This is a genomic window from Pantoea sp. CFCC18179 (assembly GCF_059412405.1).
Window position 1 is genome coordinate 922,961 of the sequence record NZ_JBNBPM010000001.1, and the last position, 19,832, is coordinate 942,792.

Here is a 19,832-nt window from a genome sequence, read left to right on the forward strand (position 1 = left end):
AATTATTAGGGGAACTATAGACAAAAATGGCCCGGTCGTACTTTAAAGGTACGCGCAGGCCAGATTAAATGTGGGAAAAATAACTCAGTGGAACACGCCGGTGGAAAGGTAACGGTCGCCGCGATCGCAAACAATCGCCACCACCACGCTGCCGGGTTGAGCAGACGCAATGCGTAATGCGCCAGCAACCGCGCCGCCAGAACTCACGCCACAGAAAATCCCCTCACGCTGCGCCAGCGCACGCATGGTTTCTTCCGCTTCTTGCTGCGCCATATCAATGACATCATCGACAAATTCAGCACGGTAAATGCCGGGCAAATAGGCTTCAGGCCAGCGACGAATCCCGGGAATGCTGCTGCCCTCTTTCGGCTGTAAGCCAATCACTTTTACCGCGGGAGCGAACTCTTTCAGGTAGCGGCCGACGCCAGTAATGGTGCCAGTAGTCCCCATGCTGGAGACAAAATGCGTCATGCGACCCTTGGTTTGCTGCCAGATTTCCGGTGCGGTGGTGAGATAGTGGCCCAGCGGATTATCGGGATTATTAAACTGATCCAACACGCGTCCTTCGCCGCGATCAGCCATCGCCTGCGCCAAATCACGTGCGCCTTCCATGCCCTGCTCACGCGTCACCAACAGCAATTCCGCGCCATAAGCGCGCATCGCATCCTGACGTTCCTGGCTCATGTTATCGGGCATCAGCAAGCGCAGCTTGTAGCCTTTCATCGCCGCGATCATCGCCAGTGCGATTCCGGTATTGCCGCTGGTGGCTTCAATTAAGGTATCGCCGGGTTTGATGTCGCCGCGCAATTCCGCCTGATGGATCATCGACCAGGCAGCGCGATCTTTTACCGAACCGGCCGGATTGTTGCCTTCCAGCTTGAGCCAGATTTCACTGCCGTTATCAGGCGTCAGACGCTGCAACTTAATCAACGGCGTATTGCCGATGGTATTTTCCAGTGTGGTCACGATTTGATTCCAGACAGAAGAGAGGCAAACAGTGGGCGGGAGCATCCCGCCCAGAGGAAGTGCTAAAAATATCAGGCGCTTTCGGCAAAGGCAACCGGGCGCAGCGGCGTAGTGCCATGGTAAATGCGAGCCTGTTGCAGGCCTACGAACAGACGTTCGCCGCGAATCGGTGCGGTATGATCGCCGTCAAACACCACTGAGAACACATCGCCATGCCAGCCGCTTGGCTGCACCACGATCTGCCAGAAGTGGCCACGTGGGCTAATCTCCAGCACCTGCACCGGCAACGGCGTTTCGAGGCTGCTCTGGCGTGACACGTCAATTTCCCATGGACGCAGGAACAACTCGACGCCACCTTGATGCGCTGGCGTATAACCCAGCGGCCAGCGATGTGCGGCCACATGGAATTGCGAACCGTGCACTTCACCCTCAAAGCGGTTCACTTCGCCCAGGAACTCCAGCACGAAGCGCGTTGCAGGATCGCGCCACACTTCATCTGGCGTGCCCACTTGTTCAATGTTGCCCTGACTCATCACCACCACGGTGTCAGCCACTTCCATCGCTTCCTCCTGATCGTGGGTCACGAACACGCTGGTGAATTTCAGTTCTTCATGCAACTGGCGCAGCCAACGGCGCAACTCTTTACGCACCTGCGCATCCAGCGCGCCAAACGGCTCGTCCAGCAGCAGGATTTGCGGCTCAACCGCCAATGCACGGGCCAAGGCCACACGCTGTTTCTGTCCACCTGAAAGCTGCGCCGGGAAACGATTCGCCAGATGGGAAAGTTGCACCATCTCCAGCAAACGCGTGACGCGCTGTTTGATCTCCGCAGAGCTCGGACGCTCGCGGCGTGGCAGCACGGTCAGACCAAACGCGATGTTGTCGAACACCGTCATATGGCGGAACAGGGCGTAGTGCTGGAACACAAAGCCAACCTGGCGATCGCGCGCGTGCACGCGACTGACATCTTTACCGTTGAAATGAATCTGTCCGCTGTTCTGATGCTCCAGCCCGGCGATAATGCGCAGCAACGTGGTTTTGCCGGAACCGGATGGCCCAAGCAGCCCCACCATCTTGCCGGAAGGAATATCCAGAGAGATGTCGTTCAGCACCGCCGTGCGGTCAAACGATTTGTTGATTTGTTTAATCTCAATGCTCATGATTTTCCTCCTGTAGGCGCTTCTGCTGATGCTCTAATCGCCACTGCACCACGCTTTTCAGAAACAGCGTCACAATTGCCATCAGGGTCAACAGCGCGGCGGCAGTAAAGGCGCCCACGGTGTTGTAATCCTGATGCAGTAATTCAACCTGAAGCGGCAAGGTATAGGTCTCACCGCGTATCGATCCCGAAACCACCGAGACCGCACCAAATTCACCAATTGCACGGGCATTGGTCAGCACCACGCCGTACAACAATGCCCAGCGAATGTTCGGCAGCGTCACGCGGCGGAACATCTGCCAGCCGGATGCGCCAAGCAGCACCGCAGCTTCATCTTCATGGCTACCCTGACTGAGCATCACCGGCACCAATTCGCGCACCACAAACGGGCAAGTCACGAAGATGGTCGCCAGCACCATGCCGGGCCACGAGAACATAATTTGGATATTGTGCGCATCCAGCCAGCCGCCCGCCGGGCCATTCACGCCCCAGAACAGCAGATACATCAAACCGGCCACCACCGGCGAAACCGCAAATGGGATATCAAACAGCGTCAGCAACAATTGGCGACCCGGGAAGCTAAAGCGCGTAACCAACCATGCTAACAGCGTGCCAAACACCAGATTGACCGGCACGGTAATCAGCGCCACCAAAATAGTCAGCCAAATCGCGTGCAGCATATCGCCGTCTTTCAGGTTATTCAGCGAGGCAATCAAGCCCTGGCCGAGCGCTTCCCAAAAGATCGACACCATCGGCACCACCAGCAGCAGGATGGAAACCAGCGCGCCAATGCCAATCAGCAGCCATTTTCCCCAGTTAATCGGTTGGCGGTCGGCATGATTGATGTGTGAAATCTCCGCCATTAGTGGCCTCCTAAGCGACGGCCAAAGCGGCTCTGCAAGGTATTAATCGCGAACAGCAACAGCAGCGAAGCCGCCATGATCACCGAGGCAATCGCACTCGCCGCCGGATAATCGAACTCTTGTAAACGCACGAAGATCATCAGCGAGGTCACTTCGGTCTTCCAGGCGATGTTGCCTGCGATGAAGATGACTGCACCAAATTCGCCGATGCTGCGGGTAAATGACAGCGCAGTTCCAGCCAGCAAGGCCGGAGCCACTTCCGGCAGCACTACACGGCGGAAACTCTGCCAGCGCGTAGCACCCAGCGTTTCGGCCGCTTCTTCATATTCCGGGCCTAACTCTTCCAGCACTGGCTGCACGGTACGCACCACAAACGGGATGCTGGTAAACGCCATCGCCACGGCGATGCCAAGCCAGGTGTAAGAGACTTTGATATCAAAATGTGCCAGCCATTGTCCGTACCAGCCGTTAACCGAGAACAATCCCGCCAGCGTTAAACCGGCTACCGCGGTAGGCAGCGCGAACGGCAAATCCATTAAACCATCCAGCAGTGCGCGACCAGGGAAGCGATAACGCGTCAAAATCCACGCCATCAACATACCGAACACCGCGTTGAACAGCGAAGCCACGCCAGCCGACAGAATCGTCACCTTATAAGCCGCAATCAATTGCGGATGGCTAATCACCGCCCAATACTGCGCCAGCGTCATCTGCGACAGCTGCATCAGCAACGCGCTGATTGGCAACAGCAAAATCAAGCAGGTGAACAGCAAACTGGTGCCGAGGCTCAGTCCAAAGCCCGGCAGTACACGCTTTTGTTTTTGCGCCAGCGAAAACATTACCCACGCCCCGCTGCAAGCAATTTGTCTAACTCACCGTCGGCGGCGAAATGCGTTTTCATCACGTTATCCCAACCACCAAACGCATCGTTAACGTTGAACAATGCGGTCTGCGGGAAGCGATCTTTCTGCTCTGCCATCAACTGCGGATTGTTCACGCGATAGTAATAGCTGGTGATAATTTTCTGCGCTTCCGGCGTGTAGAGATAATTCAGGTAGGCTTTAGCCGCTTCAGTGGTGCCATTGTGCTCAACGTTTTTGTCGATCCACGCCACCGGGAATTCCGCCAGAATGTTGGTTTTTGGCACAATCACTTCGTATTGATCTTTGCCGTACTGATTGCGGATGTTGTTCACTTCCGATTCAAAGCTAATCAGCACGTCGCCCAAACCGCGCTCGGCAAAGGTGGTGGTCGCGCCACGACCGCCGGTATCAAACACTTCGACGTTCTTGAGGAACTTCGCCATGTACGCTTCAGTTTTGGCTTTGTCTTTGCCATCGGCCTGATCGGCAGCGCCCCACGCGGCCAGATAGGTATAACGTCCGTTACCGGAGGTTTTAGGATTCGGGAAGATCAGCTTCACGTCATCGCGCGCCAGATCGGCCCAATCATGGATGTTCTTTGGATTACCTTTGCGCACCAGAAACGCCATGGTGGAGTAAAACGGCGAGCTGCTATTCGGCAAACGTTGCTGCCAATCTGCTGGGATCAGCTGGCCTTTGTCATGCAGCACCTGCACGTCTGTCACCTGATTGTAAGTGACTACATCGGCGCGCAGACCTTGCAAAATCGCCAGCGCCTGCTTGGATGAACCGGCGTGGGATTGTTTGATGGTCAACGTGTCATTGGGATGGGCAGCATCCCATTGCTTTTCAAACGGCGCATTCAGGGCAACAAACAGTTCACGCGAAACGTCGTAAGAACTATTCAGCAACTCAGTCGCGTGCGCTGCACTAGCGATTGCCAGCGAGAGCGCGATACCGCCAAGCCATTTTTTCGAAATCGGAAGTGTCATGCTGCACCCAGAAAGACGGCAATTACGCCAATGCCATTAGATGCAGTCAGTGTATTTATAACTCAGGTCAAAGCTGTAACGGTTTTATATATCGTTTAGGGATTTCAAAGTCTAAAAAGGCATAAGACGGCGGCAGAGTTTATGCGGGAGGCGGGAATGAAATGGCGATCCTACACAGGTCTTGTAGGGTCGCCATTTATGGTGACCTGGCGCTCTACATCACAGCGCCTGCAAGGCATCCAGCGACGGCGCAAAGAAATAGCTGCCGGTAACCGGTTTGGTGAAACGCAGCATGGCATCCATTTTGCCGTCGCGCTCGCCGAACATACTCAGCAATTGCTGCTCGATGTTGTAAAGGCGATGACAATAGGAGATGAAGTACAAACCGTGCGTGCCGCTAGCGCTGCCGTACGGCAAGCTTTGGCGCAGAATCTTCAGCCCTTTGCCCTGTTCTTTCAGGTCAACACGGCTGAGATGTGACGTGTCAGGACGCTGATCGCCCGGCAACTCTTCATTGGTCTCTTTAGTGCGACCAATAATCGCTTCCTGCTTATCCACCGCCATGCGATCCCACAGCTTGAGGTTGTGTTCCCAGCGCTGGGTAAACACATAACTGCCGCCCGCATCCGGCCCCTCGCTGATGATCGCCACTTCTTTGCGCGCTTCACCCTGCGGATTTTCGGTGCCGTCAACGAAGCCAGACAAATCGCGCTCTTCCACCCAGCGGAAACCGTGCGTCTCTTCATCAATTGCAATCACAGAGGCGAATGCGCTCAGCGCCGCTTGAGCCAGGGCAAAGTTGACGTCGTGGCGTAAAGATTGAATATGGATCAGCAGATCGCGCTGGGTGGCTGGCGCGATGCCTTTACCGAGCGGCATAAAAGCTTTGAGTTCGCGAGCGGAATCGTTGCCTTGCAGGTCGCGCCACAGCGCATCACCAAAGGCGATCACCGCACCTAATCCGGCATCACTGAATTTGTTTTGCAGCGCATCAAGTTGCTGTAAGAAGGCTTTGCTGCCCTGGCGCAGCGCGTCAAGATCGCCCGTTACGCGGGCTTCGAGCCAAATGGCGAAGCGGCGGTGTTCAAGCAGAATACCGCTCTGAATCTGAGACATTGCAATGCTCTCCGGCATGAAAGTTATACGGTGATTTTTTCGCCCGTATCATACCGGAAAGCCACGCGGCTTGTGCTTGTGTTTAAACAAGTTTCGTCTTAGTTAACGCTGCCAGACGATTTTGCTGATTTTCCAGCTTTTCAGGGTATCGTCCGAAGGCATTAAGCCTTCTGGGCCATGCCAATCACCGCTGTAGATATAAGATATGTGTTGGCTGCCTGGTGCACGGCACTCCACATCTTTCGCGTCGAGGCCCGCCGTCATTTTGCAGTTATTGTAGGCTTTGCTGAATTGGTTGCTGAACAGATCGCCGATTTTACTGCCATCTGCCGCTTTGGCGCTGTCATCCTGCACTTCAATACGCTCAACGCTGCTGCTGCCGTTAATCACCAATTTCACTTTGTCGCCATCCAGCGCCTGCCAGAAATCCACGACCTGGCCATTCTGCGTGCGCATACCCTGACGCAATTTGTAGTCGCCGTTCAAGGCTTTATTGATCGCGTCTTCCGACATTGATGTGGTGCTGCTCAAACCCGCCACACCTTGTTCGGTCACATCAAGCGAACCGCCAAACCAGCCGAGTGGATTCAATGCCGACCAGTGATAGCTCAGCGGGTTGTACCAATGGCTCTCGTTCGCGCTGGTAGACGAACCTGAACTGGCACATCCTGCCAGAACCATGCTGCTTACCAGCAGTGCGTGACGAACAACTTTCATGAAGACTCCTTGAGTAATTAAGCCGATTGGCGTGCCTGTTGGAGTCGCAAACCGGCAAAAAGTTTATTCGAAGTGCTGATGCTCGAGTAAAAAGCAGTCGCGCAGCCGGGATTGGGTTTGTAGCCACACTAATGCCAGCAGATCAAACAGTGTTAACAACAGTGGCAAAGGCGAATCAGGGAAGGCGCCTTGCAGCAAGCCATAACCTTGCCACAACAGACTAATCAGCAGCGAAGCACTCAGCACATGTCGCCAGCTTTGCCACAGGCGCGGCAGGCGTTGACGATAGCCGGTGAGTAATAAACCGATAGCCGCCGGAATGCCCAACGCCAAACCTAACCAAAAACTTTGGCGATCGGGATAGAACAGCGCCAGCAGGTCGTTGCCCTGTTGACGTGACGCGCCCGCCATCACCAGCAGCAGCCAGGTGCGCGCCTGCAATAACAGGATCAACCAGAAAAGAAACGGCAGCCGTAGCTGCCCTTTCGCATCGTACTCTTCAGGAAGGTATTTCAAACCGATCATTGGTGGCTTAATACTCGCGATCTTCGATCAAGCGCTTGCCGAGCAGCACCGAATCCACCGGTTCATATTCGAGTTTTTCATAAAACGCGATCACCTGGTCGTTCTCTTCACGCACCATCAAATTGATTTTCGGACACCCGCGCGCGATCAACTTTTTCTCGAGGCGATTCATCAACGCATTGGCAAAACCACGGCCCTGATAATCAGGATGCACCGCCAGATAGTAAACGGAACCACGATGGCCATCGTAGCCGCCCATCACCGTTCCGACGACTTCACCGCCCACTTCCGCTACCAGAAACAGTTCCGCGTCGTGGTTCATTTTGCGTTCGATATCCAGTTCAGGATCGTTCCATGGGCGCAATAAATCACAACGCTCCCAGAGCGTGATCACTTCTTCAAAATCTTCCTGGCGGAAAGAACGGATTTCCATCGACGTTACCCTGCTATTAGGCACAATTCGCTGATTATCACGTATTCTTTGCCAGGCGCAACCCTCACGCCACACAACGGCGTAAAAAAAGTGCGACATGGCTGTTAGTGAGTTGCAATAGAAAGTAAACACTTGAAATAGTTACGAGGTCGCCGCCTGGCAATTGTTACGCTATAACACTGGGCAAGATTTACCTGCTATGGACACCTTAATGAACAAGATTTCACTGCTAAAGCGCCTGACCAATCGACGCCAACTGATTCTTTCCGGTTTAGCGCTGGCGGTGTTATCGCCGCGCGCCGTGCAGGCTAAAGAAGAAAACACCAATTTGAGTGTCAGCACGCGCCACACGCCACCAAAACCGGCCAGCAACGGCAAACGCATCGTGATGATCGATCCGGGACACGGCGGCATCGATTCCGGTGCAGTGGGTGAAGAGGGTTCGGAAGAGAAGCATATCGTGTTGGCGATCGCCAATAACGTGAAGACGCTGCTGCAAGCGCATCCACGCATCGAAGTGCGATTAACCCGTGAAAGCGACCACTTTATTCCACTCTATCAGCGTGTCGAAATCGCGCATCAACATGGTGCCAATCTGTTTATGTCGATTCATGCCGATGGCTACACCAGCCCGGACGCTAACGGGGCTTCGGTGTTTGCCTTATCCAATCGTGGCGCCAGCAGTGCAATGGCGCGTTATTTGTCGCAACGTGAAAACGATGCCGATAAAGTTGGCGGCGCCGAGGTGCAGGATAAAGATCATTACCTCAACCAGATTTTGTTCGATCTGGTGCAAACCGACACCATCCGCAACAGCCTAACGCTGGGCAAACACGTGCTGGATCAGATTCGCCCGGTGCATCATCTGCACAGTCAGCACACCGAACAGGCAGCGTTTGCGGTATTAAAATCGCCGTCCATTCCGTCGGTGTTGGTGGAAACCTCCTTTATTACTAACCCGCGCGAAGAGCAATTGCTGGGCACGCAGGCATTCCGCCAGAAAATCGCCAGTGCGATTGCCGATGGCATTGCGCGCTACTTTGATGAGGTCGATCGTCGCGAAGCATAGCGTTTATCCTGTGATAGAATCGCGGCAAATTTTCGCAACGAGTAACTCATGAGCAATCCCGATATTTCCCGCGTCAAAGCCTTTTTGCTGGCGCTGCAAGATGATATTTGCGCCCAATTAGCGGCGGAAGATGGCAAGGCGAGCTTTGCCGAAGATGAGTGGCAGCGCCCGGGCGGCGGTGGTGGACGCAGCCGCGTATTGCGTAACGGCGCGGTGTTTGAGCAAGCTGGCGTTAACTTTTCGCACGTGCATGGTGATCAAATGCCGGCTTCGGCCACCGCGCATCGCCCGGAATTAGCCGGCCGCAGCTTTGAAGCGATGGGCGTGTCACTGGTCGTCCACCCTGAAAATCCTTACGTGCCCACCAGCCACGCCAACGTGCGCTTCTTTATCGCTGAAAAACCGGGTGCCGATCCGGTGTGGTGGTTTGGTGGCGGTTTCGATCTCACGCCCTATTACGGTTTTGAAGAAGATGCCGTGCACTGGCATCAAACCGCGCACGACCTGTGCCAGCCATTTGGGGAAGATGTCTATCCGCGCTACAAAAAATGGTGCGACGATTACTTCTATCTCAAACACCGCGATGAACAACGTGGCATTGGCGGCCTGTTTTATGACGACCTGAATACACCTGACTTTGACCATTGTTTTGATTTCATGCAGGCGGTTGGCAACGGTTTTACCCAGGCTTATCTGCCGATTGTAGCGAAACGCAAAGCGCTGCCGTGGGGCGAGCGTGAGCGCCAGTTCCAGCTTTATCGCCGTGGCCGTTACGTCGAGTTCAATCTGGTGTGGGATCGCGGCACTTTATTTGGCCTGCAAACCGGCGGCCGCACCGAATCAATTTTGATGTCGATGCCGCCGCTGGTGCGCTGGGAATACGATTATCAGCCAGAAGCCGATTCGCCCGAAGCCGCGTTGTATCGCGATTTCCTGCCGGTGAAGGATTGGGTTAAGTAAGCGCTAGGCAGCAGGTAGGCACTGAGAAGGTTCCGCCCAACAAGCCGCGCGCTTGCTCTGAGAAGGTTCCGCCCGCTAATCATTCGGCAGTTTCAGATTGCCCAATGCGAGCGTACGGGCTAAGGCCCGAAGGCGCGGGCCTTAGCAATCCGCGCCTTGCGCCGTCCTCGCTGTTCCCTCGTTCATCCCTCCGGCCTGACGGACCGCGCGGATTCGCCATCCATGGCTCATGCCGCGCTTTCGCCGACATCGTGTCGGCTCATCCTGGCCGTCACTCTTCACTCGGCGCTGCGGATGCCGCCCGCAAACCTCGCCTGCAAGTGCCTTTTCTAAATTAAAAACGGCATTGTCTGTGATAATTATGTACGCCCAATGTTTTCGTAGGGTGCGCATTTTTGCGCACCTGGTCACCATAAATGGCGACCCTACAAGCCACTGTGAGTTTCGTAGGGTCGCCATTTATGGTGACCAAAGGCTGAAGCGAAGGTGTGTTTATGAAACGCAGATTGTTGCAGCGCGGGTATTGAGCGACATCCCATCCCGCTGAGGGAATGAGAGATGCCAGGGCGAGCCGCATGGATGCGGCGAGAGGTGGCGCTGAGCAGGAGCGAATCGCCGCCGGTCCGTCAGGCAGCGCAAATGAGTGAAGGTACCGCGTAGCGGCGGGATGGGCTGGCGCAAGGCGCGGGAGTGCAGAGGGGCGCGACATCGCCCCTCTGCTCGGTCGCCGCACGGCGTCACTGAAACTGCTCAATCAATAGCGAACGAAAGACGCACCAGCGCTTAACCGCTCACCCGCCATTCATGGCAAAAAATCACAACGGCTCGGTTTGCGCCTCCACCACCGCTAACGCCACCATATTCACGATGCGCCGCACCGAAGCGATACGCGTCAACACATGCACCGGCTTGCGAATCCCCATCAATACCGGCCCAACCGTGACGCCCTCTGAACAAGACACGCGCAGCAGGTTGTAACTGATACGCGCCGCTTCTACGTTCGGCATGATCAGTAAATTGGCGGTGCCTTTCAGCGGGCTATCCGGCATCAACTCGCGACGAATGCTTTCCACCAATGCCGCATCGCCGTGCATCTCGCCATCAATCTCCAGCTCCGGCGCACGTTGTTGAATCAGCGCCAACGTTTCACGCATTTTGCGCGCGCCCGGTGCATTTGAGGTACCAAAACTGGAGTGCGATAACAGCGCCACGCGCGGTTCAATGCCGAAGCGACGCACCGTTTCCGCCGCAAGCAAAGTGATATCGGCGAGCTGCTCAGCGCTGGGATCTTCATTAACGTAGGTATCCGCGATAAAAGTGTTGCCGCTCGGCAGCAGCAACGCATTCATCGCGCCCGCGACTTTTACGTCATCGCGGAAACCAAACACCTCTTCCACTACGTCGTAGTGTTCGCGGTAATCGCCGATGGTGCCGCAGATCATCGCGTCAGCTTCACCGCGATGCACCATAATCGCGCCTATTAAGGTTGGATTGCCGATCACCGCGCGTTGAGCGGTTTCCGGCGTGACGCCGCGCCGTTTCATGAGCTGGTAATACTCATTCCAGTACTCTTTAAAGCGCGGATCGGATTCATTGTTCACGATCTCGAAATCTTTGCCCGCCTCGATTTTCAAACCCTGCTTTTGCAGTCGCATGGCGATGACATTAGGGCGGCCAATCAAAATCGGTTTCGCCAGCCCCAACGACACCAACTCTTGCGTGGCATGCAGCACGCGCACCTCTTCCCCTTCCGCCATCACTACGCGTTTCGGATCTTTACGCGCCTGCGAGAAGATCGGTTTCATGAACAGATTGGTTTTGTAGACGAATTCGGTGAGCTGCTCGCGATAAGCGTCAAAGTCGGCAATTGGCCGCGTGGCGACGCCAGATTCCATCGCCGCTTTAGCCACTGCTGGTGCGATTTGCACAATCAAGCGCGGATCAAAAGGTTTGGGAATCAAGTATTCAGCGCCAAAACTCAAGTCCTGATCGTCATACGCTGACGCCACCACATCGCTTTGCTCCGCCTGCGCCAGTGCGGCAATGGCGTGCACCGCCGCCAGTTTCATCTCTTCATTAATCGCGGTGGCTCCCACGTCCAGCGCGCCACGGAAGATGAACGGGAAACACAGCACGTTATTGACCTGATTGGGGAAATCGGAACGTCCGGTACAGATAATCGCATCCGGACGCACTTGTTTCGCCAGCGGCGGCATGATTTCCGGTTCAGGATTCGCCAGCGCCAAAATCAGTGGATCCTGCGCCATTTTCTTAACCATCTCTGGCGTCAGCGCTTTCGGCCCTGAACAACCCAGAAAGATATCTGCACCACCAATAACCTCATCCAGCGTGCGTGCGCCGCTGTCGGCGACTGCATAGGCGGATTTGGTCGGCGCCATGTTCGGCTCACGGTCGCGGTAAATCACCCCTTTCGAATCGCACACCACGATATTGTGTTTCTGCATGCCCAGCGCCACCAGCAAATTCAGGCAGGCAATCGCTGAAGCCCCCGCGCCCGACACCACCAAACGCACATCGCTGATGGCTTTTTTCACGATGGTTAAGCCGTTAAGCACCGCCGCGGTACAGATGATCGCCGTGCCGTGTTGATCGTCGTGGAACACCGGAATTTGCATGCGCTCACGCAGTTTTTGCTCAATGTAGAAACACTCGGGCGCTTTGATGTCTTCCAGATTGATGCCGCCAAATGTCGGTTCCAGCGCGGCAATCACCTCAATCAGTTTGTCGGGATCGTGTTCGTCGATTTCGATATCAAACACGTCAATGCCAGCAAATTTCTTGAACAGCACGCCTTTGCCTTCCATCACCGGCTTACTCGCCAGCGCGCCGATGTTGCCCAATCCCAGCACCGCGGTGCCGTTTGAGATCACCGCCACTAAATTGCCACGCGCGGTGTATTTGCGCGCTGCCAGCGGATCGGCGGCGATTTCCAGACAAGGTGCCGCCACGCCAGGCGAATAGGCCAGCGCCAAATCACGCTGCGTGGCTAACGGTTTGGTCGGTGAAACCTGAATTTTTCCGGGAGTGGGAAATTGGTGGAAATCGAGCGCGCTTTGCTTCAGTTGATCGTCCATTAGGCATCCTTTGGCACCGCTAAATGAGCCATCAGTATAGGAATTTGCGGCCCACAAGAGGGTGAAGGCGCTCAAAGAACGCACAGTACAAAGGGCACGGATTGCTACCGCTGCGCCTGCGGCTTTGTCACAGCCTGCTATTCTTATTGATGGCAAAACGCGTAGCTGAAGCGTTTCAGAGAAAACGCATTTTCTTCGTGAAACGTCTGTAGCACTGTGTTGGACCGGACTTCAACAGGAATGGGCAACACAGCTTTGCCCACAAATTTGCTCATCAAGGAGTTAAGCGATGAACCAGCTAGATGCATTGAAACAGTACACCACCGTGGTGGCGGACAGTGGCGATATCGAATCTATTCGTCATTACCACCCGGAAGACGCCACCACCAACCCTTCATTGATTCTGAAAGCCGCCGGTCTCGACGCTTACAAACATCTGATTGATGACGCCATCGACTATGCGAAAAAACAGGGTGGCAGCAAAGAGACGCAAATCATTAACGCCAGCGACAAAGTGGCGATTAACCTCGGTATGGAAATTCTGAAAAGCGTACCGGGCCGTGTTTCGACCGAAGTGGATGCGCGCCTCTCCTTCGATCGTGGCATGTGTGTAACCAAAGCAGAAAAATTAGTGCGTTTGTATGAAGAGAACGGCATTGATCGCTCACGCATCCTGATCAAACTGGCTTCAACCTGGGAAGGCATTAAAGCTGCCGAGGAACTGGAGAAAAACGGCATTCAGTGCAACCTGACGCTGCTGTTCTCCTTCGCTCAGGCCCGCGCCTGTGCTGAAGCCGGTGTATTCCTGATTTCGCCGTTCGTTGGCCGTATTTACGACTGGTACAACAGCCGTAAACCGATGGACCCGTATGTCGTGGATGAAGATCCAGGCGTGAAATCTGTGCGTCGTATCTACGATTACTACAAAAAGCACCGTTACAGCACGGTGATCATGGGTGCCAGCTTCCGTAAAGTGGAGCAGATCCTGGCGCTGGCCGGTTGCGACCGCCTGACCATTTCGCCGAATCTGCTGGAAGAGTTAGCCAACAGCGATGCGCCGCTGGAACGCAAACTTGAGCCATCAACCGAAGGCTTCCACCAGCCAGCATCGCTGTCTGAAGCGGAATTCCGCTGGGAACACAATCAGGATCCGATGGCGGTGGAAAAGCTGGCCGACGGCATCCGTCAGTTCGCCATTGACCAGCAGAAGCTGGAGGATGTGCTCTCTTCACGTCTGTAATCCAAACATCTCATGCCGGACGGGCGTCTGCTCGTCCGCTATCGCCAAATCACAAGGGAGAACCTTATGTCTTCACGCAGAGAGTTGGCTAACGCGATTCGTGCACTGAGCATGGATGCGGTACAAAAAGCAAATTCTGGCCACCCAGGAATGCCGATGGGCATGGCCGATATCGCCGAAGTGCTATGGCGCGATTTCCTCCAACACAATCCTAATAATCCGGCGTGGATCGATCGCGACCGCTTCATTTTGTCCAACGGTCACGGCTCGATGCTGCAATACAGTTTGCTGCATCTCACCGGTTACGATCTGCCGATGGAAGAGCTGAAAAACTTCCGTCAGCTACATTCCAAAACGCCGGGCCATCCCGAACTCGGTTACACGCCAGGCATCGAGACCACCACCGGCCCGCTCGGTCAGGGCTTAGCCAATGCGGTGGGCATGGCGATTGCCGAACGCACGCTGGCGGCGCAATTCAACCAACCCGATCACGACATCGTTGACCACTACACCTACGTGTTTATGGGCGATGGCTGCCTGATGGAAGGTATCTCACACGAAGTGAGTTCACTGGCCGGTACGCTGGGCCTCGGCAAGCTGATTGGCTTCTACGATCACAACGGGATTTCAATTGATGGTGAAACCGAAGGCTGGTTCACCGACGATACCCATAAACGCTTTGAAGCTTACAACTGGCATGTGATCGGCAGCGCCGAAGGCATTGATGGTCACGATCCTGAAGCGATTGCGGCGGCGATCAAAGAGGCGCAAAGCGTCACCGATAAACCTTCGCTGATCATCTGCCGTACGGTAATTGGTTTCGGTTCGCCGAATAAAGCCGGTAAAGAAGAGTCGCACGGCGCGGCGCTGGGTGAAGAGGAAGTGGCGCTAACGCGGCAGAAACTGGGCTGGAAATACCCGGCATTTGAAATTCCAAAAGAGATTTATCAGCAATGGGATGCCAAAGAAGCCGGCAGCCAGCGCGAAAAATCCTGGGATGAAAAATTTGCGGCCTATAAAGCGGCGCATCCTGAATTAGCAGAAGAATTCAGCCGTCGCATCAGCGGCGAAATGCCGGTTGATTGGGAAACGGAAACCCAGAAATTTATTGCCGATTTACAGGCTAATCCGCAAAAAATTGCCAGCCGCAAAGCCTCGCAAAACACCCTGGAAGTGTATGGCAAGCTGCTGCCGGAATTCCTCGGCGGTTCAGCGGATTTAGCGCCCAGCAACCTCACCATTTGGTCCGGTTCGAAATCGATCAAAGAAGATCTCGCCGGTAACTACATTCACTACGGCGTGCGCGAGTTTGGTATGACGGCGATTGGCAACGGCATCGCCACACACGGCGGCTTTGTGCCGTACACCGCCACCTTCCTGATGTTCGTCGAATATGCGCGTAATGCGGTGCGCATGGCGGCACTGATGAAAGCGCGTCAGGTACTGGTGTATACGCACGACTCCATCGGCCTCGGCGAAGATGGTCCAACGCACCAGCCGGTTGAGCAGATGGCGGGCCTGCGCGTGACGCCAAATCTTAGCTTGTGGCGTCCATGCGATCAGGTGGAAACCGCGGTGGCGTGGAAAGCGGCGGTGGAACGTCATCATGGCCCAACGGCGCTGATTCTGTCGCGTCAGAACCTGTTGCAGCCGGAGCGTGATAAGCAGCAAGTGGCGAATATCGCACGCGGCGGTTACGTGCTGAAAGACAGCGCGGGCACGCCGGAAGCGATCATTATCGCCACCGGTTCCGAGATTGAAATCGCGCTCGGCGCGGCGGAAAAACTCACCGCCAACGGCCACAAAATTCGCGTGGTGTCGCTGCCCAGTACCGATGTGTTTGATAAGCAGGATGCGGCCTATCGCGAATCGGTATTGCCGTCTGGCGTCAAAGCGCGCGTGGCGGTGGAAGCCGGTATCGCCGATTACTGGTACAAGTATGTTGGACTGGATGGCGCGATTGTCGGCATGACCACCTTTGGTGAGTCTGCGCCGGCAGGCAAGCTGTTCCCGGAATTTGGCTTCACGGTGGAAAACATCGTTAGCCACACCGAAGCTTTACTCAAGCCGCACTAATCGATCCGGCCCTGCGTCGTCCTGGCGCAAGGGCCGTTTTTTGATCACAGCCTGATACAGAAAAAAATCCGCTCAACCCTCTTCACGCCCCGCGCAAACTGATTACTATAAGCTTTCCTCCGATTCTTATAGCGGACGCTTCCTTGTTGAAAAAACGTACTCCTTTTTTACTGGCCTTAATGGTTTCAGTGCTTCCATTAAAAAGCATGGCGCAAACGTCGCCCGATCCGCTGTTGGCCTCGCAGATTGTTGATCGCTATGCCGAGCACATTTTCTATGGCAGCGGCGCGACCGGCATGGCGCTGGTGGCGATTGATGGCAATCAGCGCGTTTTCGCCAGCTTCGGTGATACGCGTCCCGGCAACAATGTGCGTCCGCAGCAGGATTCGCTGATTCGTATCGCTTCGCTAAGCAAGTTGATGACCAGCGAAGTGATGGTCAAGATGGCCGAACGCGGGCAGATTCGCCTCGACGATCCGCTCAGCAAATACGCCCCGCCCGGCGCACGCGTGCCGAGCTTTAACGGCCAGCCGATTCGCCTTATTAACCTGTCTACGCACACCAGCGGCCTGCCACGCGAGCAGCCAGGCGGCAAGCCGCATCGTCCGGTTTTTGTCTGGCCGACCAAATCCGATCGCTGGCAATGGCTGAGCGGCGCGGCATTGAAAGCGGCGCCAGGCACTAACGCGGCTTACTCTAACCTTGGCTTTGATTTGCTCAGCGATGCACTCGCCAAAGCAGCCGGCACGCCGTATCCCGCTTTATTTCAACAGTTGATCACCCGTCCGCTGGGCATGAAAGACACCACTTTTACGCCTTCACCGGATCAATGCCAGCGTTTGATGGTGGCGGAGAAAGGCGCCAGCCCGTGCAATAACACGCTGGCGGCGATTGGCAGCGGCGGCGTTTACTCCACGCCAGACGATATGGGCCGCTGGATGCAGCAATTCCTTAATTCAGCTGTGAATCACCGCACGCCGCAAATCGATCGCCTGCAAACGCTGATTTATCGTCGCGACCAGCTTAACAAAGTCGAAGGCATGGATGTGCCGGGCCGCGCCGATGCGTTGGGTATGGGCTGGGTGTATATGGGGCCGAAGGAAGGTCGTCCGGGGATTATTCAGAAAACCGGCGGCGGTGGCGGTTTCATTACTTATATGGCGATGGTGCCACAGCATAACGTTGGCGTATTCGTGGTAGTAACGCGTTCACCATTAACGCGTTTCACCCCGATGAGCGATGGCGTGAATAATATGCTGGCCGAGTTGGTGGGTAATCAGAATGGTTCACCGATAGCGGTGCAAGCGATTCGTTAAATGTGTGGATGGCGGTCACCATAAATGGCGACCCTACAACTGACTAACGCGATTGCACGCCATTCTGCGGTTGGCTGACCCACAACGTCGGCCAATCATCACTGCTGTGCCATGCATCGCAGGTTTTCTCTTCCGCATACTCCGCCAACACAAAATCATTGCCGTCATACTGCCAGCGCGTTGCCGTGCCGCAATCGCCTAATCCACGTCCTTTACTAAAGGTGTACAGCATGCGATTGCTGGCATCGAACTCGGCATTGACCAATTCCAGCTGATTATCACTGCGCGATGGCGGCGTGAACGGCAGCGTTAAACTCAAACCGCGCGACACATAAGGCGCGGTGCGCGTCACTTCAAACGCCAGATCGATAACGTTATACGCCCCGGTTTCACAACTGATCAGTAGCAACGCTTTGTCATTGGTCAGTGGCGAAACGCTCACTTCGCGCTTAAGCGGGTCGAGCGAACAGTTGTCGGTGTTGACGCGCCAGGTGCCAAAGTCAATCAAGCCGCTGGTCTCTTCTTGCGTCAATGGCGCAGGTGACGGTAATGGCGCGGGCAGTTGCGGTAACACCGGTTGCGGCGGCACATCCCATTGCACACGGTCGCCGCGTTTCACCCACGCGCTGGCGCCATTTACCCTGCCCTGCACATCATCCATTAACAATAAGGCGGCCTTCATGCCGCTTAACGGAATCACGGCGCTGGCTTTGTAGGTGAGTTGTAGGTTTTGCGCATCCAGCGTCTGCGCGAGGAATTCATCGATGGCGATGGCATTGCTGGTCGCAAGATGATGCGGTTCCACCGTCCAGTGTTTGAGATCGGGCGTCAGACGGCGCTGATCCAACAGCAAATTATCCTTCAACGGGCCACCCGGCAATTCACCGCTATAGGCGCTGCCGTAATCAATGCGCAGCAATGGCCGATCGTTAACGCCAGCATGACGTGAAATCGTCATCACTAAGCCGTTATCGCCAGGAAAACTGCGTGCCACGCAAAAAGCCGCATTGTTACAGGTCAGTTGCCAGTCAGAAAACGACTTTTGCAGTGGCTCGGCCTGTACGCACGCGACAAAAAGAAAGGGCAATAAAAGCAGTAACTTCATCCAATACGACATTAAAAAAATCGGTCCCCAAATTCCTGGAAAGAAAATGATAGCGCAACGGGAACGCTGTCAGCAGGCCTAAACTGTGAGCCGGCCCTAAAAGCGGTGTTAACTGCCGAAAAAGCAGGCAGTGTTTGTCGTTCGGATAAGGGTGACGCATGGCATTCATCATCCATTTTGCATGATTTGCACTCAATCGGATTCGTCGGACAAATATCACCGCATCACAAAACGGTCAAATACACACAAACGGTCAAACTCGGTCATGGTAGAGTGATTTCTGGCGGTAGCATTTATTTATTACGATTCAGCTAATAAGGCGTTTTTAGCCATTTAATGTGATTTGAATCACTTAATTTTGATAACCAGACATCTCATTTACATAAATACAAGATCCAAATCACTCTAATACGGTCAGGCAATTTGACCGCAAGGGACTCGTGCGCAGCCCACATTTTCCCGCTGCGCTATCCAGTACTTTATAGCCATCGGAGGTTAGTATGTTGCCGATTGAAAGACAGCAGCGAATTATTGACGAACTCAATTTAAATGGTCGGGTTATTGTCGCAGAGCTAGTCACGTTATGTCAGGTTTCTCAAGAAACTATTCGGCGTGATTTAACTCAACTGGAGAAACGTGGTTTATTACAACGCAGCCACGGCGGTGCAGTACCAGCAAAACGACAGGCCGCTAACATTCAGGGAAATACGAGAGGTGTTAACGAGTATGAATTATCTTTCCGCCAGAGAATGAATGAACATGTAGATGCAAAGATGGCGATAGCCAAACGTGCACTCGATTTCATCAGCCCCGGCGATTGTATATTACTCGACAGCAGCACCACTTGCTGGTATTTAGCGCGACAGCTGCCGGATATTGAATTAACGGTATTAACTAACTCAATCAGAATAGTGCAAACCCTTGCGGCGCGCGGCAGTATCCGCACCATCTGTCTGGGAGGAGAATATTCTGACCGTTATGAAGATTTCCACGGTGTAGTCGCCGAGCAACCGCTCAGGGAATTTCAGATTAATAAGATCTTTTTTTCCTGTAGCAGTTTAGGCAATGACGGTTATTTACGTGAAGGTAACGAAAACAACGCACATTTAAAACAGCAAATGTTATTAGCAGCAGAAAGAAAACATCTGTTGCTGGATAACAGTAAATTCCTGCGGCCCTCATTCGCGCGTATTTGTCATTATCGCGATGTGGACTTTCTCATCACTGACCAATTAAAAGACAAAGAGCTGGAACAAGAATTAGCCTGGAACGGCGTCAATATTATTGATTGCTCGCAGCGGCCCAATTCAATGCAGCTAATAAAAAATTAAATCGGA

Annotated in this window: 17 protein-coding genes; 6 read left to right on the forward strand and 11 right to left on the reverse strand. The window is 54.4% G+C overall.

Translation table 11 applies throughout. The annotated features are described in order from the left end of the window. Positions 1–84: 84 nt before the first annotated feature. The 9 genes from cysM to ACPUC7_RS04390 form a co-directional block, all read right to left on the reverse strand. Positions 85–966, reverse strand: a complete 882-nt coding sequence (gene cysM, locus ACPUC7_RS04350; protein WP_343552508.1) for a cysteine synthase CysM — start codon at positions 964–966, stop codon at positions 85–87. 71 nt (positions 967–1,037) lie between these two features. Next, the gene (gene cysA, locus ACPUC7_RS04355; protein ID WP_494921891.1) at positions 1,038–2,126 is read right to left on the reverse strand and encodes a sulfate/thiosulfate ABC transporter ATP-binding protein CysA; all 1,089 of its coding nucleotides are present in this window, start codon (positions 2,124–2,126) and stop codon (positions 1,038–1,040) included. After that, positions 2,116–2,988, reverse strand: coding sequence for a sulfate/thiosulfate ABC transporter permease CysW (gene cysW, locus ACPUC7_RS04360; protein ID WP_343552506.1), 873 nt, complete (start codon positions 2,986–2,988; stop codon positions 2,116–2,118). The genes cysA and cysW overlap by 11 nt, the downstream gene beginning before the upstream one ends. Beyond that, positions 2,988–3,827 (reverse strand): sulfate/thiosulfate ABC transporter permease CysT, encoded by an 840-nt coding sequence (gene cysT / locus ACPUC7_RS04365; protein ID WP_343552505.1) that lies wholly within the window; start codon positions 3,825–3,827, stop codon positions 2,988–2,990. Before cysT ends, cysW begins: the two co-directional genes overlap by 1 nt. After that, a complete protein-coding gene (locus tag ACPUC7_RS04370) occupies positions 3,827–4,843 on the reverse strand; it encodes a sulfate ABC transporter substrate-binding protein (RefSeq protein ID WP_494921892.1) in 1,017 nt (338 codons plus the stop codon). Before ACPUC7_RS04370 ends, cysT begins: the two co-directional genes overlap by 1 nt. A 219-nt stretch (positions 4,844–5,062) precedes the next feature. Further along, positions 5,063–5,959 carry a Dyp-type peroxidase gene (locus tag ACPUC7_RS04375; protein ID WP_494921893.1) on the reverse strand — a complete coding sequence of 299 codons (897 nt, stop codon included), beginning with the start codon at positions 5,957–5,959 and terminating at the stop codon, positions 5,063–5,065. Positions 5,960–6,061: 102 nt separating this feature from the next. After that, positions 6,062–6,676, reverse strand: a complete 615-nt coding sequence (locus ACPUC7_RS04380) for an RpoE-regulated lipoprotein (protein ID WP_494921894.1) — start codon at positions 6,674–6,676, stop codon at positions 6,062–6,064. 63 nt (positions 6,677–6,739) lie between these two features. After that, complete coding sequence (locus ACPUC7_RS04385) at positions 6,740–7,201, reverse strand: DUF2919 domain-containing protein (protein ID WP_494921895.1); 462 nt, start codon at positions 7,199–7,201, stop codon at positions 6,740–6,742. A gap of 7 nt (positions 7,202–7,208) precedes the next feature. Further along, positions 7,209–7,634, reverse strand: coding sequence for a GNAT family acetyltransferase (locus tag ACPUC7_RS04390; RefSeq protein WP_224930746.1), 426 nt, complete (start codon positions 7,632–7,634; stop codon positions 7,209–7,211). A 211-nt stretch (positions 7,635–7,845) separates the two neighbouring features. On the opposite strand from ACPUC7_RS04390, the gene amiA reads away from it, so the two are divergent. Continuing rightward, on the forward strand, positions 7,846–8,703 hold the full coding sequence (gene amiA, locus ACPUC7_RS04395) for an N-acetylmuramoyl-L-alanine amidase AmiA (protein ID WP_494921896.1): 858 nt from the start codon (positions 7,846–7,848) through the stop codon (positions 8,701–8,703). A gap of 48 nt (positions 8,704–8,751) precedes the next feature. Further along, positions 8,752–9,663: an oxygen-dependent coproporphyrinogen oxidase gene (gene hemF, locus ACPUC7_RS04400; protein ID WP_494921897.1), complete on the forward strand. Its 912-nt coding sequence runs from the start codon at positions 8,752–8,754 to the stop codon at positions 9,661–9,663. Positions 9,664–10,478: 815 nt separating this feature from the next. On the opposite strand, the gene maeB is transcribed toward hemF, so the two are convergent. After that, positions 10,479–12,758 carry an NADP-dependent oxaloacetate-decarboxylating malate dehydrogenase gene (gene maeB, locus ACPUC7_RS04405; RefSeq protein WP_494921898.1) on the reverse strand — a complete coding sequence of 760 codons (2,280 nt, stop codon included), beginning with the start codon at positions 12,756–12,758 and terminating at the stop codon, positions 10,479–10,481. Positions 12,759–13,047: 289 nt separating this feature from the next. Here maeB and tal point away from each other — a divergent pair, with 289 nt between their 5' ends. From tal to ampH, 3 genes are all read left to right on the forward strand, one after another. Then, the gene (gene tal / locus ACPUC7_RS04410; RefSeq protein WP_343552496.1) at positions 13,048–13,998 is read left to right on the forward strand and encodes a transaldolase; all 951 of its coding nucleotides are present in this window, start codon (positions 13,048–13,050) and stop codon (positions 13,996–13,998) included. A gap of 66 nt (positions 13,999–14,064) precedes the next feature. Next, positions 14,065–16,074: a transketolase gene (tkt, locus tag ACPUC7_RS04415; protein ID WP_494921899.1), complete on the forward strand. Its 2,010-nt coding sequence runs from the start codon at positions 14,065–14,067 to the stop codon at positions 16,072–16,074. A 146-nt stretch (positions 16,075–16,220) separates the two neighbouring features. Then, positions 16,221–17,390 carry a D-alanyl-D-alanine-carboxypeptidase/endopeptidase AmpH gene (ampH, locus tag ACPUC7_RS04420; protein WP_494921900.1) on the forward strand — a complete coding sequence of 390 codons (1,170 nt, stop codon included), beginning with the start codon at positions 16,221–16,223 and terminating at the stop codon, positions 17,388–17,390. Between the two features lie 43 nt (positions 17,391–17,433). Here the strand turns inward: ampH and ACPUC7_RS04425 are convergent, their stop codons facing one another. After that, complete coding sequence (locus ACPUC7_RS04425) at positions 17,434–18,507, reverse strand: DUF1176 domain-containing protein (protein WP_494921901.1); 1,074 nt, start codon at positions 18,505–18,507, stop codon at positions 17,434–17,436. A 488-nt stretch (positions 18,508–18,995) separates the two neighbouring features. Between ACPUC7_RS04425 and ACPUC7_RS04430 the strand changes: the two genes are divergently transcribed. After that, a complete protein-coding gene (locus ACPUC7_RS04430) occupies positions 18,996–19,826 on the forward strand; it encodes a DeoR/GlpR family DNA-binding transcription regulator (RefSeq protein WP_343552492.1) in 831 nt (276 codons plus the stop codon). Positions 19,827–19,832 lie beyond the last annotated feature (6 nt).

Excerpts from the sequence above, each read along its gene's own strand:
- cysA (WP_494921891.1), bottom strand. The coding sequence starts at position 2,126 with ATGAGCATTGAGATTAAACAAATCAACAAATCGTTTGACCGCACGGCG.
- cysW (WP_343552506.1), bottom strand. The coding sequence starts at position 2,988 with ATGGCGGAGATTTCACACATCAATCATGCCGACCGCCAACCGATTAAC.
- cysT (WP_343552505.1), bottom strand. The coding sequence starts at position 3,827 with ATGTTTTCGCTGGCGCAAAAACAAAAGCGTGTACTGCCGGGCTTTGGA.
- ACPUC7_RS04370 (WP_494921892.1), bottom strand. The coding sequence starts at position 4,843 with ATGACACTTCCGATTTCGAAAAAATGGCTTGGCGGTATCGCGCTCTCG.
- ACPUC7_RS04375 (WP_494921893.1), bottom strand. The coding sequence starts at position 5,959 with ATGTCTCAGATTCAGAGCGGTATTCTGCTTGAACACCGCCGCTTCGCC.
- ACPUC7_RS04380 (WP_494921894.1), bottom strand. The coding sequence starts at position 6,676 with ATGAAAGTTGTTCGTCACGCACTGCTGGTAAGCAGCATGGTTCTGGCA.
- ACPUC7_RS04385 (WP_494921895.1), bottom strand. The coding sequence starts at position 7,201 with ATGATCGGTTTGAAATACCTTCCTGAAGAGTACGATGCGAAAGGGCAG.
- ACPUC7_RS04390 (WP_224930746.1), bottom strand. The coding sequence starts at position 7,634 with ATGGAAATCCGTTCTTTCCGCCAGGAAGATTTTGAAGAAGTGATCACG.
- amiA (WP_494921896.1), top strand. The coding sequence starts at position 7,846 with ATGAACAAGATTTCACTGCTAAAGCGCCTGACCAATCGACGCCAACTG.
- hemF (WP_494921897.1), top strand. The coding sequence starts at position 8,752 with ATGAGCAATCCCGATATTTCCCGCGTCAAAGCCTTTTTGCTGGCGCTG.
- maeB (WP_494921898.1), bottom strand. The coding sequence starts at position 12,758 with ATGGACGATCAACTGAAGCAAAGCGCGCTCGATTTCCACCAATTTCCC.
- tal (WP_343552496.1), top strand. The coding sequence starts at position 13,048 with ATGAACCAGCTAGATGCATTGAAACAGTACACCACCGTGGTGGCGGAC.
- tkt (WP_494921899.1), top strand. The coding sequence starts at position 14,065 with ATGTCTTCACGCAGAGAGTTGGCTAACGCGATTCGTGCACTGAGCATG.
- ACPUC7_RS04425 (WP_494921901.1), bottom strand. The coding sequence starts at position 18,507 with ATGTCGTATTGGATGAAGTTACTGCTTTTATTGCCCTTTCTTTTTGTC.
- ACPUC7_RS04430 (WP_343552492.1), top strand. The coding sequence starts at position 18,996 with ATGTTGCCGATTGAAAGACAGCAGCGAATTATTGACGAACTCAATTTA.